The 16,968-nt window shown below is 68.5% G+C and carries 14 protein-coding genes and 2 tRNA genes; 9 read left to right on the top strand and 7 right to left on the bottom strand.

Annotation, left to right across the window (positions count from 1 at the left end):
• Positions 1-254: 254 nt before the first annotated feature.
• On the top strand, positions 255-854 hold the full coding sequence (locus ASC70_RS04630; protein WP_056046886.1) for a YitT family protein: 600 nt from the start codon (positions 255-257) through the stop codon (positions 852-854).
• On the opposite strand, the gene ASC70_RS04625 is transcribed toward ASC70_RS04630, so the two are convergent.
• Together ASC70_RS04625 and ASC70_RS04620 are read right to left on the bottom strand one after the other, a co-directional pair.
• Positions 851-1,822, bottom strand: coding sequence for a glycosyltransferase family 9 protein (locus tag ASC70_RS04625; RefSeq protein ID WP_056046884.1), 972 nt, complete (start codon positions 1,820-1,822; stop codon positions 851-853). The two genes, ASC70_RS04630 and ASC70_RS04625, sit on opposite strands and share 4 nt — an antisense overlap.
• Positions 1,819-3,000, bottom strand: a complete 1,182-nt coding sequence (locus ASC70_RS04620; protein ID WP_056046883.1) for a glycosyltransferase family 4 protein — start codon at positions 2,998-3,000, stop codon at positions 1,819-1,821. The genes ASC70_RS04625 and ASC70_RS04620 overlap by 4 nt, the downstream gene beginning before the upstream one ends.
• 54 nt (positions 3,001-3,054) lie before the next feature.
• Here ASC70_RS04620 and ASC70_RS04615 point away from each other — a divergent pair, with 54 nt between their 5' ends.
• Positions 3,055-3,927 (top strand): alpha/beta fold hydrolase, encoded by an 873-nt coding sequence (locus ASC70_RS04615; protein WP_056046881.1) that lies wholly within the window; start codon positions 3,055-3,057, stop codon positions 3,925-3,927.
• An 88-nt stretch (positions 3,928-4,015) separates the two neighbouring features.
• Here the strand turns inward: ASC70_RS04615 and ASC70_RS04610 are convergent, their stop codons facing one another.
• Positions 4,016-4,894 carry an SDR family oxidoreductase gene (locus tag ASC70_RS04610; protein WP_056046879.1) on the bottom strand — a complete coding sequence of 293 codons (879 nt, stop codon included), beginning with the start codon at positions 4,892-4,894 and terminating at the stop codon, positions 4,016-4,018.
• 160 nt (positions 4,895-5,054) lie between these two features.
• Between ASC70_RS04610 and ASC70_RS04605 the strand changes: the two genes are divergently transcribed.
• The 6 genes from ASC70_RS04605 (at position 5,055) to ASC70_RS04580 (ending at position 9,443) form a co-directional block, all read left to right on the top strand.
• Positions 5,055-5,129 (top strand) — tRNA-Gly (locus ASC70_RS04605).
• A gap of 50 nt (positions 5,130-5,179) precedes the next feature.
• A tRNA-Gly gene (locus tag ASC70_RS04600) sits at positions 5,180-5,254 on the top strand.
• A gap of 99 nt (positions 5,255-5,353) precedes the next feature.
• The gene (locus tag ASC70_RS04595) at positions 5,354-7,126 is read left to right on the top strand and encodes a DUF885 family protein (RefSeq protein ID WP_056046876.1); all 1,773 of its coding nucleotides are present in this window, start codon (positions 5,354-5,356) and stop codon (positions 7,124-7,126) included.
• 127 nt (positions 7,127-7,253) lie between these two features.
• Positions 7,254-8,198: a sugar kinase gene (locus ASC70_RS04590; RefSeq protein WP_056046875.1), complete on the top strand. Its 945-nt coding sequence runs from the start codon at positions 7,254-7,256 to the stop codon at positions 8,196-8,198.
• Positions 8,199-8,334: 136 nt separating this feature from the next.
• Positions 8,335-8,706 carry a helix-turn-helix domain-containing protein gene (locus tag ASC70_RS04585; protein WP_047407254.1) on the top strand — a complete coding sequence of 124 codons (372 nt, stop codon included), beginning with the start codon at positions 8,335-8,337 and terminating at the stop codon, positions 8,704-8,706.
• Between the two features lie 20 nt (positions 8,707-8,726).
• A complete protein-coding gene (locus ASC70_RS04580; RefSeq protein WP_162247191.1) occupies positions 8,727-9,443 on the top strand; it encodes a DUF6456 domain-containing protein in 717 nt (238 codons plus the stop codon).
• Here ASC70_RS04580 and ASC70_RS04575 read toward each other — a convergent pair.
• The 3 genes from ASC70_RS04575 to ASC70_RS04565 form a co-directional block, all read right to left on the bottom strand.
• On the bottom strand, positions 9,440-10,189 hold the full coding sequence (locus tag ASC70_RS04575; RefSeq protein ID WP_056046870.1) for a glucose 1-dehydrogenase: 750 nt from the start codon (positions 10,187-10,189) through the stop codon (positions 9,440-9,442). The genes ASC70_RS04580 and ASC70_RS04575 overlap by 4 nt on opposite strands.
• 217 nt (positions 10,190-10,406) lie before the next feature.
• Positions 10,407-11,027: a DUF1801 domain-containing protein gene (locus ASC70_RS04570; protein ID WP_056046868.1), complete on the bottom strand. Its 621-nt coding sequence runs from the start codon at positions 11,025-11,027 to the stop codon at positions 10,407-10,409.
• 89 nt (positions 11,028-11,116) lie between these two features.
• Positions 11,117-11,491, bottom strand: a complete 375-nt coding sequence (locus ASC70_RS04565; protein WP_369815099.1) for a VOC family protein — start codon at positions 11,489-11,491, stop codon at positions 11,117-11,119.
• Between the two features lie 131 nt (positions 11,492-11,622).
• On the opposite strand from ASC70_RS04565, the gene ASC70_RS04560 reads away from it, so the two are divergent.
• Positions 11,623-12,267, top strand: coding sequence for a TetR/AcrR family transcriptional regulator (locus ASC70_RS04560; protein WP_047407219.1), 645 nt, complete (start codon positions 11,623-11,625; stop codon positions 12,265-12,267).
• A 160-nt stretch (positions 12,268-12,427) separates the two neighbouring features.
• Here ASC70_RS04560 and ASC70_RS04555 read toward each other — a convergent pair whose 3' ends face one another.
• Complete coding sequence (locus ASC70_RS04555; RefSeq protein WP_056046865.1) at positions 12,428-16,837, bottom strand: S-layer family protein; 4,410 nt, start codon at positions 16,835-16,837, stop codon at positions 12,428-12,430.
• Positions 16,838-16,968 lie beyond the last annotated feature (131 nt).

Raw genomic sequence — 16,968 nt, 5'->3', positions numbered from 1 at the left:
CGGCGAATAGGGACGGCTCCGGTACTGTTGATAAGGGTAGGGCTGAACACGTGCGCGCCGCGCTGGGCGCGCCGCGAGAAAGTGATATATGACCCGCCAGCCGCGCTGTATCAAGCGACGGCGACCAAAGAGACGTCGCCGGGTCCAGTTTTTTTGATCCAGGACGGCGCCCGAAGGGTCTTTCGGGGATAGAGGGGCGGAAACGGCGGGGTCGGGACGAGTTTCCCCCTGATCAGAACGCTTGCCGCCGCCTCATGAATCCGCATCGCCACTCCGCCGTCGAGGACGTCCACGCCCTCCTGATCGGCGCCAGCTTCATCGCCGTGGGCCTGACCCTGCTGAAGGCCGCGGGCCTGGTCACCGGCGGCGTGGCCGGGGTGGCGCTGATCGTCTCCTATCTGGGCGGCTGGCCGGTCGGGGTGGTGTTCTTCGTGCTGAACCTGCCGTTCTACGTCCTGGCCCAGCGGACCCTGGGCTGGACCTTCACCGCCAAGACCCTGGCGACCAACCTGCTGCTGGCGGGATTCGCCTGGGGCATGCCGCATTGGCTGAAGGTCGGCGACATCGACCCGGTGTTCTCGGCGGTGTTCGGCGGCACGATCATCGGCATGGGGATTCTGGCCCTGGCCCGTCACCGCTCCAGCGTCGGCGGCGTCGGGGTGCTGGCGCTCTATCTGCAGGAACGGCGCGGGATCAGCGCCGGCAAGGTGCAGCTGGCCGCCGACTGCCTGGTCATCGCCGCGGCCTTCTTCACGATCAGCTTCGACAAGCTCCTGCTGTCCGTCGCCAGCGCCGTGGCGCTCAGCGCGGTGATCATCGCCAACCACAAGCCGGGCCGGTACGCGGGGTACTAGCGCGGCAGCAGGGCCACCGCCGCGCTGGCGACGGTGCTGACCGGCAGGGCCTTCAGGTCCGGTGAGCGGATCACCGCCACGTGGCCGCGCGGGCCGCACAGGTCGGGATCCGAGGAGTCGGAGAAGAGGGCGATGGTCGGGGCGCCGGCCGCGGCCAGCAGGTGGGTCGGGCCGGTGTCGTTGCCGACCGCCAGGGTCGCCTTGGCGCCCAGCACCGCCAGCTGGGCGAAGTCGGTGCGGCCGGTCAGGTCGCGCGCGCCGCCGACGGCCTTCTGGATATGGCGGGCCATGGCGCTTTCCTGCGGGCCGCCGATGATCACGATATCCAGGCCGCGCGCTTTCAGCAGCGCGCCCAGCTGCGCGTAGTTCTCGACGGGCCAGCGCTTCTCGAGCCGGTGGGCCGAGCCGCCGGGCACGAACAGGACATAGGGTTTGGGCGCGGCGCCGCCGGCGACGGGGCGCGGCTCCTTGTGCTTGCGCAGGATCCAGGTCAGGTCCGGTGGCGGGGCGCTGCCGTGTTCGGTCGGGGCGTCTGGCCAGATGCCGGCGGCGCGCAGCTGGTCGGCCTGGCGCTCCAGGGTGTGCATGCGCAGCCGGGCGGTTCCCTTCTGCGGCAGGGCGCAGCCAAAGGCGATGCCGTTCCACTGCGGCGGGAACGGGCGCAGCAGCTGGAAGTACCAGTTGGTCCGGCTGTTGGTCTGCAGGTCGTAGACGCGGTCGTAGCGCGCCTTGCGGATCCGGCCGATCATCGCCAGCGTCTCGCCGAAGTCGCCGGGGCGGCCGTCGGTCTCGACCGTGTTGAAATAGGGGCTGAGCTTGGCGAGGGCCTCGAAGGGCGGGGTGGTCAGAAGCGTGATCTTGGCCTTCGGATGGGCCTCGCGGATCTTCTTCATCGCCGCCAGGGCCAGGACGAAGTCGCCCAGCGCGCCCAGCTTGATCACCAGGACCTTCTTGATCTCCTTGCTCAAGACGAACGCTCCGAACTTCGGGCCTGAAGGACCCGCGCATAGACCTTGAGGGTCGCTTCGCACATCGCGTCCACCGAATACAACCGCCGCGCACGGGCGCGCGCCGCTTGTCCCATGGTTTGGCGTTTGGCCGCACCGAATTCGCAGGCCTGCAGAAGAGCGTCGGCCCAGGCCTCGGCGTCGCCGGGCTTGACCAGCCAGCCGGTCTCGCCGGGCACGACCGTCTCGCGCGTCGCCCCATGGTCGGACGCCATCGCCGGGCGGCCCATCACCTGCGGCTCGACCGCCGTGCGCCCGAAGGCCTCCGGCTCGAGAGAGGGCGCGATGGCCAGGTCGGCCAGCAGATAGGCGGCCGGCATGTCGTCGCAATGGCCGACCAGCTTGACCGCGTCCTCGAGGCCGGCGGCGGCGATGGCGGCGACGAGTTCGGCGCGATAGCTCTTGCGGCCCTGGTCGTCGCCGGCCAGCAGCAACAGGACCCGGTTCTCGCCCCGCGCCTTCAGCAGGGTCATGGCCTGGATCAGCAGGCCCTGGCCTTTCCAGCGGGTCAGGCGGCCGGCCAGCAGCACCTTGAGACGACGCTCGCCCGGCTCGACGCCCCAGGCCTTGCGCAGGGCCTCGACCCGCTCGGCTCCGACCACGCCGGGTTCGAACCGCGTCAGGTCGACGCCGCGCGGAATGGCGACCACCTTGTCGGGGGCGATGCCGTGCTCCTTGATGACGTGTTCGCGCGTGTATTCGGAATTGGCGATGACCAGGTCGCCCTTGGTCATGACCGCGTTGTACCAGCGCTTGAGATTGGACTTGGCGTTGTAGACGCCATGATAGGTGGCCACGAACGGCGTCCTGGTCGCGTGGGCCGCCCACAGGGCGCTGAAGGCTGGGGCGCGCGAGCGGGCGTGAACCAGGCTGACCTTCTCGCGCCGGATCAGGTCGACCAGCCGCGCGGCGTTGCCCAGCATGATCAGCGGGTTCTTGGTCTGGGCCGGCATCTGGGCCAGGCGGCCGCCGTCGGCTTCCAGGCGCGAGGCCATGCGGCCGCCGCGGGTCGCGACCAGGGCCTTGCCGCCTTGCGCCACGACGGCGTGAGCGACATCAATCGTCGTCTGCTCAGCCCCGCCCGTTTCCAGTTCAGGCGTGACTTGCAGCAGGGTGAAGTCGGCGGGTAGGTCGGGCACGCGACTCTCGGCGAAGGGCACGCGTTTAGTTAGCGAAAGGATCGAGGCGACGCCATGACCGAATCCCGGGGCGCCCTGGCGCGTGAAGACGGCTCGAACCTCGCCTATCGGCGCGTGGACGGGGAGGGGCCGACCGTCGTGTGGCTGGGCGGCTTTCATTCGGACATGACCGGGACCAAGGCGCAGGTGCTGGCCGAGCAGGCCCAGGCGACCGGCGGCGCCTATGTCCGCTTCGACTATTTCGGCCACGGCGAGTCGGAGGGGGCGTTCAAGGACGGCACGATCAGCCGCTGGCGCGAGGACGCTCTGGCGGTGATCGACGAGCTGACCGACGGGCCGCTGGTCCTGGTCGGCTCGTCCATGGGCGGCTGGCTGGCCTGCCTGGCGGCGATCGCCCGACCCGATCGAGTGAAGGCGCTGGTGCTGATCGCGCCGGCCCCGGACTTCACCGAGAAGCTGATGGCGCCGGAGCTCTCGCCCGAGGCCAAGGCCGCCATCGCCCGCGACGGCTTCTGGATCCGGCCGTCGGCGTACGACGACGGCGGCTACGCCATCACTCGTGACCTGCTGGAGGACGGGGCGCGGTGGTCGATCCTTCCGGGACCGGTGCCGATCGATGTTCCCGTGCGGGTGCTGCAGGGCGGGGCCGACCCCGACGTGCCGTGGACCCACGCCCTGGAACTAGCCAACGCCTTGAACAGCGACGACGTTGTCTTCAGCCTGATCAAGGACGGCGACCACCGCCTGTCGCGCCCCCAGGACCTGCAGCGCCTGGTCGCCGCCGTCGCCGAGGCCCGCGGCCTGGCCGAGCCGGAGGAGGGCGACCTCGTCTCCCGCCGCCTGGCCCGCGCCGCGCGGCTGCGCAACGCGGCGGGGCTGGAGGCGGTGGGGATCACGCCGAGGATGCCGGCGTTGGACGAGGAATGATCTCCCTCGGTTGTCATCCCGGCCGCAGCGCAGCGAAGAGCCGGGATCGCTCCAAGCGCCGTGCTTCCGGCGGTCCCGGATCGGCCTTTCAGGCCGTCCGGGATGACAGGTTTTCTTGCGCCAAAATCCCCGCCAGCCCTTCCCGATACGTCGGATACACCGGCCGCCAGCCCAGCTCCGCCTTCGCCCACGCGTTCGAGACGCGCTTGTTCTCGGCGTAGAAACGGCGCGTGGCCGGCGACATGCCTAGGGCGTTGAACGGCAGGTCGGGTGGGACCGGGACGCCCAGCAGCTTGGCGGCATGCTCCATCACGTCCTGCGGCGGGGCCGGTTCGTCGTCCACGAGGTTGTAGATCCCGCCGGCGCGCGGTCGGTCCAGCGAGGCCAGCAGGCCCGAGACGATGTCGTCGACATGGATGCGGCTGAACACCTGGCCCGGCTTGACGATCCGGCGGCCTTCGCCGGCCCGCAGGCGGTCCAGGGCGCTACGGCCGGGGCCGTAGATGCCGGGCAGGCGGAAGGTCGTGACGGTCAGGCCCATGCCGCGCCCGACCTGGCGCCAGTCGCGCTCGGCCCCGACCCGGCGCGCGCCCTCGACCGACTGGGCCTTCAGCGGCGAGGTCTCGAACACCCAGCGGCCCTCGAAATCGCCATAGACGCCCGTTGTGGAGAGATAGCCGATCCAGTCGGGAAAGGCCTGGGCCTGGGCGAGCGCCGGGATCACCGACTCCAGAGCCGGACAACCGTCGGGGCCGGGCGGGGCGGTGACCAGGACCGCGTTCACGCCGGCGAGGGCCGCGGCCATGGCGTCACGGTCGTCCGGATCGGCGGGAACGATCCCCCGGGCGCGCAGAGCCTGCGCTTGTTCGGTGCCGCGCGCCGTGGCCGATATTTCCCAGCCGCGGGCCCGCAAGGCGCTGGCGAAAGCTTCGCCGACATAGCCCAGACCGAACACGAACAGACGCAACGCCAGAACTCCGCCCCCAGAAAAACTCGACTAAAACCCGTGCGGATCAAGCCTCCGAAAAAACCCGCTTCGCAACCCCTCAAAGGGCTCTTGCAAACCACGAAGCGCTCTGCCATAAGCCGCCTCCTCGTCGCGGGGCGCTCCTTTGGGCCTCGCCGATGCGGGCGTAGCTCAGTGGTAGAGCACAACCTTGCCAAGGTTGGGGTCGAGAGTTCGAATCTCTTCGCCCGCTCCATTCTTCCGGAATTCCTGGGAGAATGGAGCGACTGTTTATCTCGCGAATGGGCGGGCGTAGCTCAGTGGTAGAGCACAACCTTGCCAAGGTTGGGGTCGAGAGTTCGAATCTCTTCGCCCGCTCCATTCCCGGTTTTCTCTGAAATTCTGGATGCTTCCGACCGGTCACGCCGGCCGGCGATTCGCGTGTCGATCCGCGCCGGGGCTTGGCCTAAGCTCGGCCGCATGACTCGCATCCGCTCATGGCGCGCCGGGCTGGCCGGCATCTGTCTTGCCGCGTTGACGGTGTCGGCCGCATGGGCCGGACCCTCCGCCACCCTGACCGACCTGGTCGTGCGCTACGAGGCGCTGGGCGACCCGGGCGAGGATCCCGATTCCGGCGGTTCCTCCGACGCCCGCTGGCGCCTGCCCGACGTCTCGCCGGCCGCCGACGCCGACCGGACGGCCAAGCTGAAGACGATCCGGGCCGAACTGACGGCCGTGCGCCCCAAGCGGCTCTCGGACGAGGAGCGGCTGACCCGCGATCTGCTGCTGTTCAGCCTGGCCGAGCGGATCGAGGCCGCCAGCTTCGACGAGGCCCGCATGCCGTTCAGCAGCGACGGCGGCTTCGACGTGATGATGCTGTACCGGGCCAGCGGCATGACCTTGCGCACCGCCGACGAGGCCCGGCGCTGGATCGCCCTCTTGAACGGCATGCCCGGCTGGTACGCCGCCAATATCGACAACGCCCGTCGCGGCGTCGCCAGCGGCTTCGTCCAGGCCGTCCCGACCGCCCAGGCGGTGCTGGAGCGGGCTCAGCGGACGGCGGCCACGCCCCTGGCCGAGGACCCTCTGCTGGCCCCGCTGCGCGCGCTGCCCGACAGCGTCCCCGGCCGCGCGGCCCTGATCGCCGAGGGCGAGAAGGCGCTGACCGACAAGGTCGCCCCGGCCCGCGCCGGCTTCGTCACGTTCATGACCGAGGAATACCTGCCGCACGCGGCCAGGAGCCTGGCGGCCTCGGACCTGCCGGACGGCAAGCGCTACTATGCCTTCCTGACCCGCCGGCACACGACCACCACCCTGACGCCCGACCAGATCCACGACCTGGGCCTGGCCGAGGTGGCCCGCATCCGGGCGCGGATGCAGGAGACCATGAAGGCCGCCGGTTTCCAGGGCGACCTGCCAGCCTTCATCGCCATGCTGCGCAAGGATCCGCGGTTCTACGCCACCAGCCGGCAACAATTGCTGGAGAAATCCAGCGAGATCGCCAAGCGGGCCGACGACCAGCTGCCGGCCCATTTCGGCGTCCTGCCGCGCCTGACCTACGGCGTGCGACCGGTGCCGGCCAGCATCGAGAAGGGCTACACCACCGGCCGCTACTTCGGCGGCGACCCCAAGGTCGGCCGGGCCGGCGGGCTGATGATCAACACCTCGGAGCTGGACCAGCGGCCGCTGTATGAGCTGCCGGCCCTGGTGCTGCATGAGGGCGCGCCCGGCCACCACATCCAGACCTCGCTGGCCCAGGAGCAGGTCGGCGTCCCTGAGTTCCGCCGCGGCCTCTACTTCAACGCCTATGGCGAGGGCTGGGGGCTCTATTCGGAGTGGCTGGGCGAGGAGATGGGGATCTACCGCGACCCCTACGAGCTGTTCGGCCGGCTGTCGTACGAGATGTGGCGCGCCTGCCGCCTGGTGGCCGACACGGGCGTGCATTGGAAGGGCTGGAGCCTGGACCAGGCCCGCGCCTGCTTCACCGACAACACGGCCTTATCGCCGGTCAATATCGAGGTCGAGCTGAAGCGCTACGTCTCCTGGCCCGGCCAGGCCCTGGCCTACAAGGTCGGCGAGCTGAAGCTGCTGGAACTGCGTCGGCGGGCCGAGAAGACGTTGGGCGACAAGTTCGACGAACGCGGCTTCCACGACGCGGTGCTGCTGCACGGCTCGCTGCCGCTGTCGGTGCTGGAGACCCGGATCGACGCCTGGATCGCCCAGCAGGGCCAACGGCAGAACAAGAAGAAGTAAGGACTTGTCATCCCGGCCGAAGCGTAGCGAAGAGCCGGGACCGCCACAGGCCCTGCGCTTCCGGCGGTCCCGGCTCGGCGCGCCGCGCGCTTGGCCGGGATGACAAATGTGAGGGGGAGAAGACCAGATGGCCAAGATCACCGTTCTCGGCGAATGCATGGTCGAGCTGTCGCCGGAGGCCCCAACCTTGGCTGAAGGGGATGGCGGCGCGCCGCTGTACCGGATGGGCTTCGCCGGCGACACCTTCAACACGGCGATCTACATGGCCCGGCTGGGCGACGCGGTCGCCTACTGCACGGCGCTGGGCCAGGGCGACCCGTTCAGCGAGGGCGTGCTGGCCACCATGCGCCGCGAAGCCATCGACACCCGCCTGGTCCGCCAGGTCGAGAACCGCCTGCCGGGCCTCTACGCCATCGTGCTCGACGAGCACGGCGAGCGGAAGTTCCACTACTGGCGCGAGCGGGCTCCGATCCGCGACCTGTTTTCGGCCCACACCGCCGACCAGCTGATCGAGGCGGCCAAGGCCAGCGACCTCGTCTACCTGTCGGGCGTGACCCTGGCGGTGATCGGCGACATCGGCCGGGCGCGGCTGAAGGACATTCTGGCCTACGTCCATTCGCTGGGCGTGGCCGTGGCCCTGGACTTCAACTACCGCCCGGCCCTGTGGCCGAACGCCGAGGCCGCCCGCGCGGCCCTGGACGGCGTCGTGCCCTCGTGCCGCTACGTCTCGCTGAGCAGCGAGGACAGCCGCCCGCTCTACGACCGCGAGGCCGAGGACCTGGCCGGCGAATGGGCCGCGGCCGGGGCCGAGGTGGTAGCGCGCGACGAGAGCCATGCGGTCAACGTCCATCGGCCCGACGGACGGACCGCGACTCCGGCTCCGGGTCGCGTAAAGGCCGTCGACACCACGGGCGCGGGCGACAGCTTCAACGCCGCCTATCTGTCGTCGCGGCTGGCGGGCCTGACGATCGACGAATCGGTGCGGCGCGCGCATGCGCTCGCGGCGGCGGTGGTGACGTGCAAGGGCGCGATCGTTCCGACCGCCTCAATGCCCGTCTGGGTGCGGGAATAGAGGCGATCCGCCTCCAAGTTTTTCAAAGGCTTAGCGCGACGAGGCTTGAGCATAATAGGAATATCTTCCTCTGTTTGGGAAAATAAACCTATAGTGGTGTTCACCGGTCGTTCTCGCGACCGGGGAGGAGGACGCCATGTTGGTTCAAGCCCTTGAGGACATCTGGGCGATCACGCCCGATCCCCGCCGCGACCGCCTGACGGTCGGCTTTGTCACCCATCTCGTTTCCCTGGCCACCGGCGTGCCGGCGCTCGAGATCTCGACGCCCAGACGCGCTTCGCACGCCGCCGTTCGCGCCCGGCAGCTGGCCATCTACCTGACTCACATCACCTTCCATTGGCCGCTGCATCGCGTGGCCTTCGCCTTCGGCCGCGATCGCACCACCTGCGGCCACGCCTGTCGCAAGATCGAGGACATGCGCGAGGACGCCGCCTTCGACCGCCGCCTCGCCGAGCTGGAGGCCTGCCTTCGGCAAGCCCCGGCCCACGCCGAGGAGATCCCGCAATGAGCGTGGCGGCCCCTAGCGAGATGCTCGACGAGGCGTTGGAGGCGCGTCGCCTGGCCGAGCGCGCCATGCGGCTGCTGTCGCGGCCCGGCGCGGTGATCGAGGCCCAGGCCCTGGGCTACGGCGTGCGCCTGGGTCCCAGCCGTCGGCGCAGCGTGATGCTGGCCCTGGACGAGGCGGCGTTCCGGATGCTGGCTCGGGAAGCGACCCTGAAGCCACGGCCGCAGGGCGGCTGGACCATGACGGCGCGACCCGAACCGATCCTTCCGCCGCCCGGCCGCCCGGGCGTCATCGAAGCCGAGGTCAGGCTGGAGGAGGGGGGCGGGATCGTGCGGCGAAACCTCGGGGAGTCGCCGATCGCCTGGCTGGCGCGCCGCCGCGACGCCGCCGGACAGCCGTGGCTGACGCCGGTCGAGGCCGCCGCCGCCGAACGGCTTCGCGAGGAGTTCGAGAGCCTGGGAAGCCTGGGCCGCGTCACCATGCGCTGGGACCAGACGCCGAGGGCCCCTCGCGGCGGTCCGGGCGCGGCGCCCGCCGAGCGCGACCACGCCACGCGCGAACGGATCGCCAAGGCCCTCGCGGCCGTCGGGCCCGGTCTTCGCGAGATGCTGGAGCGGGTGTGCCTGATGGGCTCGGCCCTGGAGGCGGCCGAGCGTTCGCTGAAACTGCCGCGCCGGGCGGGCAAGACCGTGCTGAAACTGGCCTTGCAGCGCCTGGCGCGGCACTATCGGATGGCTTAGCGGTTGCCGCCCGCCACCGCGATGATCTCACCGGTGATCCAGTAGCTCTCCGGCGAGGCCAAGAAGGCCGCCACCGGCGCGATGTCCGACGGCTGGCCCATGCGGCCCAGCGGGGTCTGGGCGACCATCTGGGCCTCGAGCTCGCTGCCGATGATGCCCATGGTGTGGGTGCCCTCGGTCTCGACCGCGCCGGGCGAGATGGCGTTGACGCGGATCTTGCGCGGACCCAGCTCCTTGGCCAGCACGCGGGTCAGCGAGTCCACCGCCGCCTTGGTGGCCGTATAGACCGAGGCGGTGGGGATATCGACGGTGGTGGCCGCCGAGCTGATGTTGATGACGCTGCCGCCGTCGGGGCCGAAGCGCTTGGCGGCTTCGCTGGTGGCCAGCAGCACGCCCAGCACGTTGGTGTCGAACTGGCGGCGGTACTCGGCCTCGCTGAAGTCCTCGATCGGCGCGAAGGCGTAGACGCCGGCATTGTTGACCAGGATGTCCACGCCGCCGAACGCCGTCCGGGTCTCGTCGAACAGCCGCGTGACGTCGGCGCTATTGGCCACCGAGCCCTGGACGGCGATGGCCTTGCCGCCGGCGGCGACGATCTCTGCCACCACCTTGTCGGCGCCCTCGCGGCTGGACGCGTAGTTGACCGCCACGGCCGCGCCCTCGGCGGCCAGGGCCTTGGCGATCGCGGCCCCGATGCCCTTCGACGCGCCCGTGACGACGGCGGTCTTGCCAGTAAGCTTGCTCATGATCTCTCTCCGTTCGGCCCGTTGGGGGCCGTTCGCTCTGAACGGCGAACGCTTCGACATTTAGATAATCATCGAAGTGATTCAATGAGCGGAGAGCGGAGTTTTTCTACAAGCTGTGTCGCTACAGGCTAGAAGTGTCCCAGAAACAGGTCGAAGCGGTCGCGACACCGATTGCACCGGCGCGGCTAGCCCGCACCGACAAAGCCTGTGACGGCTTTCAGCCGCCCTTCGCGTATTTCCAGAAGCGGCCCTTGCCCTCGGCGATCCAGGCGAGCGCCTCGTCGATCCGCTTGTCGCGCGTGGCTTCGGTTTTCGCCTCGGCGATCCAGACATTGTATTCTTTCTGGAACGACGCTGACTTGCTCTCGAATATGGCCTTGACCGACGGGGAAGCCGCGAGACGCTCGACGAAAACGGGGGGCGCGACGACAGGCTTGGCGGGCGCGGGCGCCTTGCGGGGCGCGACCTTCGCGCCTTGCTCGTTGAGCAGCATGGCCTCGCGGATCCAAGCGGTCAGCTCGGCGTCGACGGGGAGATCCGCGAGAGTCGTCAACTTCCCCATGAAGCGCTTGGACGCCGGCAGATCGACGCTCGCCTTGAGCCGTGGGTCGCTCATCAGCGAGCTCTTCCAGAAGGAAAAGGCGCAATGGGACTTATAGGCGGCGAAAATGCACATCATCTCGCCCCGGTAGTCGAAATGGGGGATCCCCCATTTCAAGGTTTCGACAGCCTCCGGGCAGGTCGTCCGGATGAGGCCGCGCAGATGCGCCAGGATCGGCTTGGCGAACGCTTCGACGCCTTCGGCGTACGCGTCGACCTTGGGGTCTGAACTCGGCATCTCACTTCGCCTTTCGATCGGATGATTTGGGGGAGGCGGAGATCAAGCGCGCCGCTCGCTTGTTCCTCGAAGTTCGGCGCGCCTGGCCGCTATTGCATGGCGGAGGGGTCCATCCAAAGGATCTCCCAGACGTTCCCGTCGGGGTCCTCGATATGGCGGTTGAACATGAAACCGAGATCCTGGGCTGGATTCGGATCGGCGCGGCCGCCCGCGGCCACACCTTTTTCGATCGTGGCGTTCACCTCGTCCTTGCTGTCGGCGGTGAGGGCGATGAGCATCTGGCTCTCGCGCCCGGGGTCGCCGATCGGCCGCGCGGTGAATTGTCGATAGTGCTCGTGCGTCAGCAGCATGACCCCGATCGAGTCCGAGAACATCACGGAACTGGCGTCGTCGTTCGAGAACTGCGGATTCAACGCGCCGCCGATCGCGAGGTAGAAGCGTGTCGCCGCCGGCAGATCGCGCACTGGCAGATTTACGAAAATCATCCTAGCCATTGTTCGATATCGCTCCTCAGGTCCAGTACTAGCCGGTCTAGTACTAAGGCTTGGCATATCACGCGCGGAACGGAACCGTCTAGTACCGGATTGAGGATGGTATGAAGGTTGATGTCGAAAGCCGATCGGCGCGCAAGGAGCGTGATATCATTCACGCGGCCACCGTGGCGTTCGTCGGCCAGGGCTATGACGGAACGAGCATGGAGGAGATCGCCACAAAGGCGGGCGTCTCCAAACAGACGGTCTACAAGCATTTCGTCGACAAGGAGACGCTCTTCGGCGAGGTCATTCGCGCGTCGGCCGCCCAGGCCACGGAGGCTTTCGACGCGGTCGCCGCGTTGCTCACCGAGGCGGAATTCATGACGGGAGGCCTGCGAAAGGTCGCCCGACGCTTCATGACGACGCTGATGGATGAGGAGCGCTTGAAGCTCCGTCGCCTGATCATCGCCAATGCCGATCGAATGCCTCAGCTCGGCCGCGACTGGTACGAAAAAGGCTTCGAGCGCATGCTCGCTTCGATGGCGACCTGCTTCCAGCAGCTGACCGACCGACGGCTTCTCAGGACACCCGACCCGTATTTGGCCGCGAGCCATTTCTTCGGAATGTTGCTCTGGATCCCGATGAACGAGGCGATGTTCACGGGTAACAAGAACCCGCGCTCTCAAGCCGAACTGGAACGCCACGCGGACGCGACGGTCGAAACATTCCTCGTCGCGTATGGCGAGCCGGCGAAGCCGTCGGCGTAGTCACCCGCCATCGGTGACGGTTTCGTCCGTGTCTGTCGCACGGTTGTGGCCAGCGGCGCGGGACAGCTCAAACCCGCGCCGACAAAGCCTGTCCATACAAGCTGATGTGGCCTCGACATGACCGCCCACGCCGCGCCGCGCGGCATGGGCGGCGACGCGTCTAGAGGACGAAGTCCGACGCGCTGAGCGAGGCGACGCCGGTCAGGGTGACGTTGAAGTCGGCGACGCCGTCTCCGTTCACGTCGCCGGAGAAGACGACGCCGCTCGAGGTGACGGCGTAGCGCAGCTGACCTTGGACGTGGGTAAAGGCGCCGGTCCCGAGGAAGGTGAAGGCCTCGTTGCCGCCGCCGCCGCCGACCGGGACGGCGTCGATCGTGGACAGGTCGATCTTGTCGACGCCGCTGACGAAATCGGTGATCTCGTCCCAGTCGCCCTCGGCCGCGGCGTTGTAGTCGAAGACGTCGGCCCCGGCGCCGCCCGTCATGTGGTCGGAGCCCAGGTTGCCGATGATGCGGTCCGCTCCCGTCGAACCGACGAAGATGTCATTGCCGTTCTTCAGGTCGATGTAGGCGACCCCCGTGACGGCGATGTTCGTGAGGTCGAAGTTGTCCGCGCCGTCGGTGAAGGCGATGCCGACATTGGTGTGGCCCTCGGCGGAGATGGCCTCGACGCTGGTGATCGCGCTGAAGCCGATGATCACGCCGTCGTTCCAGGCGATCAGCGTGTCGTAGCCGGAGCCGCCGTCGATCACGTCCGTGTCGCCATAGGCGGTGAACCAGATCTTGTCGTCGCCGGCCTCGCCATAGATCGTGTCGAAACCGCGGTCGCCCATGATGAAGTCGGCGCCATAGGAACCGTGGATCGTGTCGTTGCCGTAGTCGCCGGTGATGTACTGGATGTCCTTCAGGACGACGCCGCGCATGTCGATGGCGTCGTCGCCGGCGGTGCCGACGATCTTCACGAGCGCCACGTGTCCCGCGTCGCCCTGGACCTCTTCGATCCCGTCGAAATTGAACATGATGTTCACGTTGCCGCCGGCGCCGTAGACGATCTTGTCGTAGCCCGCGCCGCCGTGGACGATGTCCGCGCCGTTGTTGAAGCTCATCTGGATGATGTCGTCGCCGCCGCCGGTGTCGATGACGTCATTGCCCGTGCCGCCGTCGACGACGTCCGCTCCGGAGGTCCCGTAGAAGGTGTCGTCGCCGCCGTTCATCTTGAAGCTGACGGCGCCCGTCACGGCCACGTTGCGCAGGTCGATCGTGTTGGCGGCGGTGGAGCTGACGAACGAGATGCCCGAGAAGCCGCCGGAGGAGATTTCCTCGACGCCGGTCATGGAGGCCACCTCGATGGCCGAATTGGCCTGGGTGGCGATCAGCTTGTCCCAGCCGGCCCCGCCGTCGATGATGTCATAGCGGTCCATCACGTTCGTGTAGGTGAAGATGTCGTCGCCGAGGCCGCCGCGAAGATCGTCCGCGCCGCTGCCGCCGTAGAATGTGTCGGCGCCGTTGCTGCCGAGGATGACGTCGGCCTGGTTGCCGCCGGAGATCAGCGCGATGCCCTGGAGCTGGATATTGGTGAAGTCCCAGTTGGCGTAGGCCCCGGCGCTGAGCAGGCCGATCCCGACATTGGTGAAGCCGCCGCCACTGATCTTTTCGATGCCGCTAAGGCTCGTGAAGTTGATCCAGGCGTTGTTGGCGGCGGCCCGGACCTCGTCGAACCCGGCCCCGCCGTCGTACAGGTCCTCGCCGCCCGAGGCGAGAAGCACGTCGTCGCCATTGCCGCCGTAGAGCGTGTCGTTTTCGGTTCCCCCGTCGAGCACGTCGGCGCCGTCCATGCCGTAGATCGTGTCGGTCCCGGCGTCGCCCTTGAGCGTGTCGGCGCCGCTTGTGCCGGTGAGGGTGTCGGCGCCGCCGCCGCCGCCGATCGAGATCGGCCCGGTGAACGTGATGCCGCTGAAATTCATGATGTCGGCGTTGGCGGCGCCGGCGATGGACACGTTCGAGAAGCCGCCCGAAGAAAACGCCTCGACCCCGGTCAGGCCGCTGTAGCTGATGACGGCGTTGTTGGCCGACGCTTGGATGGTGTCGTAGCCGGCGCCGCCATCGAAGCTGTCGACGCCGGCGGTCAGGCCGACCAGAAACGTGTCGTCGCCATTGCCGCCATAGAGCGTGTCGTTCTCGGTTCCGCCGTCGATGATGTCGTTGCCGCCGCCGCCGTTGATCGTGTCGTTCTGGCCGCCGCCGCGAATGACGTCGGCGCCGGCGCCGCCGGTGATGACGTCGTTGCCATTGCCGCCGGTGATCGCGGCGATGCCGGTGAGCGTCACGCCTGAAAAGTCGAAAGTGTCGGGGCCGGTGGTCCCGGCGATGGTCACGTTAGCGAAGCCGCCGCTGGAAATGGCTTCGATCCCGGTGATGGAGCCGATGCCGATGACGACGTCGGCGGCCGAGGCCTTGATGGTGTCCGTGCCGGCGCCGCCGTCGAAGGTGTCGAGGCCGTCCCCGAGGCCGATCAGGAAGGTGTCGTTGCCGCCGCCCCCGGCCAGGATGTCGGCGCTGGTGCCGCCGATGATGATGTCGTCGCCGACGCCGCCGGTCAAAGTGTCGATGCCGCCGCCGCCGTCGATCTGCCAATCCTGGCCGTCCGGAACGGTGAAGGTGTTGTTCGAGATCGTGCCGGTCCAGTAGCTGTCGATCTCGTCGATCAGGTCGATGACGATGGCGGCGCTGCTGGTCAGGGTCCCGTCGCTGGCTTGGACGGTGATCGTGTGGTTGGCCTGGGTGTCGGCGTCCAGCAGGGCGGCGTTGATCACCGTCACCACGCCGCTCGCGGCGTTGATGGCGAAGCGGCCGCCGGCGTTGTCCAGCAGGCTGTAGGTCACCGTTCCGCCGTGCGGGTCCGGAGCGGCGATGGTCAAGCCGCTGACCACCGCGCCGTTCGCGGCGTGCTCGGAGACCCGGTTGGCCGCGCCGTTCGTGTCGGTGGGGACGGCGGGCGCGGCGTTGGTCACCGCGATGGTGAAGGCGCCGGAAGCGGTCGCCGCGCCGTCACTGACCTGGACGACGATCTGGTGCGAGGTCGCGGCTTCGAAGTTCAGCAGGTTGGCGTTGGCCACGGTGACCGCGCCTGTCGCGGCGTTGATCGAGAACCGGCCGCCGGCGTTGTCCAACAGGCTGTAGGTCAGCGGGCCGCCGTTGATGTCCGACGCGCTGATGGACAGACCCGCCACAGCGGCGCCGTTGATGGCGGCTTCAGAGATCGTGTTGGCCGCGGCGTCGGAATCGACCGGCGGTCCGTTGGCGACATTGGTCAGGACAATGGTGAAGGTCTGGCTGCTGAACGCGCCTTGGCTGTCGCTGGCCTGCACCGTGATCTGATGAGAGGACGTGCTTTCGAAGTTCAGCTGCGAGGCGTCGGCCACGGTGACGACACCCGTCGCGGCGTCGATCGCGAAGCGGCCGCCGGCGGTGTCGGACAGGCTGTAGGTCACGGCGCCGGTCTTGGCTTCGGTCGCCGAGGCGGTGATCCCGACTAGAGCGCCGTTGGCGGCGCCTTCGGCGACGGTGTTCGCCGCGGCGTCGGCGTCCGTCGGGACCGTCGGCGCGGCGTTGGTCACGTTGATCGAAAGGGCCGTATCGACGCTGTTTGTCCCGTCGCTGGCGCGCACGACGATCTGGTGAGACGTCGCCGCGTCGTAGTCCAGTTGGCTGGCGTCGGCCACGGTGACCACGCCCGTCGCGGCGTTGATCGAGAAGCGGCCGCCCGCGTCGTCGGCCAGGCTGTAGGTCACGCCGCCGTTCGGGTCGGCGGCGGTGATCGTCAGGCCGGCCACGGCCGTTCCGTTGACCGCGTTCTCGGCCACCGTGTTGGCGGCTGCGTCGGAATCCGCCGGCGCGGAGGGCGCCACGTTGGCGATGTCGATGGTGAAGCTGCTCGAGGCGGTCGCCGTCCCGTCGCTGACCTGGACGGTGATCTGGTGCGACGTCGCGGTCTCGAAGTTCAGCAGGCCGGCGTTGGCGACCGTCACCACGCCGGTCGCGGGATCGATCGCGAAGCGGCCGCCGGCATCATCGAGAAGGCTGTAGTTCAGGGTCTGGCCAACGTCCGGATCGGTCGCGGACAAGGCGAGGCCCGAAATGATGGCGCCGCTGGCCGCGCCCTCGGCGACGAGGTTGGCCGCGCCGTCGCCGTCGGTCGGCGCGCCCGGGGCGGTGTTGGGGGCCGGCAGATCGACGATCGTCGAGCCAAACTGCAAATGCTCGACATTGGTCAGGGTGTCGGTCCCGTCAGGACCGGTGATGGTCGCCGAAGTCTTGTCGCCGCTCCACACGTAGTCGCCGGCCGCGCCCGAGAAGATCGCCGTGTCGTCGCCGTTTCCACCGTCGAGGATGTCGTCGCCGGCGCCGCCGTTCAGCAGGTCGTCGCCGTCGTCGCCATACAGGGCGTCGGCGTCGAGGGCGCCGGCGATCTGGTCGGCGCCGTCGCCGCCATGGACCAGGTCGGCGTTGTCCGGAGCGCCTTCGTCGCCGGCATAGATGTCGTCACCCGAGGTGAGGTTCTTGACGTACATGGCCACTCTCCGCGCTTGGGGCGGCGCGCCCCGGTTGAGAGAGGGAGCGGTGCACGTCGTGCGGGGCGTCGGCTAGCGCCGACTCGTCATTTCCCGCGAGATAGCTGTGGACAACCTAAGATTATATTTAG

Origin of the sequence: Caulobacter sp. Root343 (assembly GCF_001425745.1) — a bacterium.
Lineage (GTDB): Bacteria > Pseudomonadota > Alphaproteobacteria > Caulobacterales > Caulobacteraceae > Caulobacter.
The sequence above is the reverse complement of the archived record's forward strand: the minus strand, read 5'-3'. Positions and strand labels throughout refer to the sequence as shown.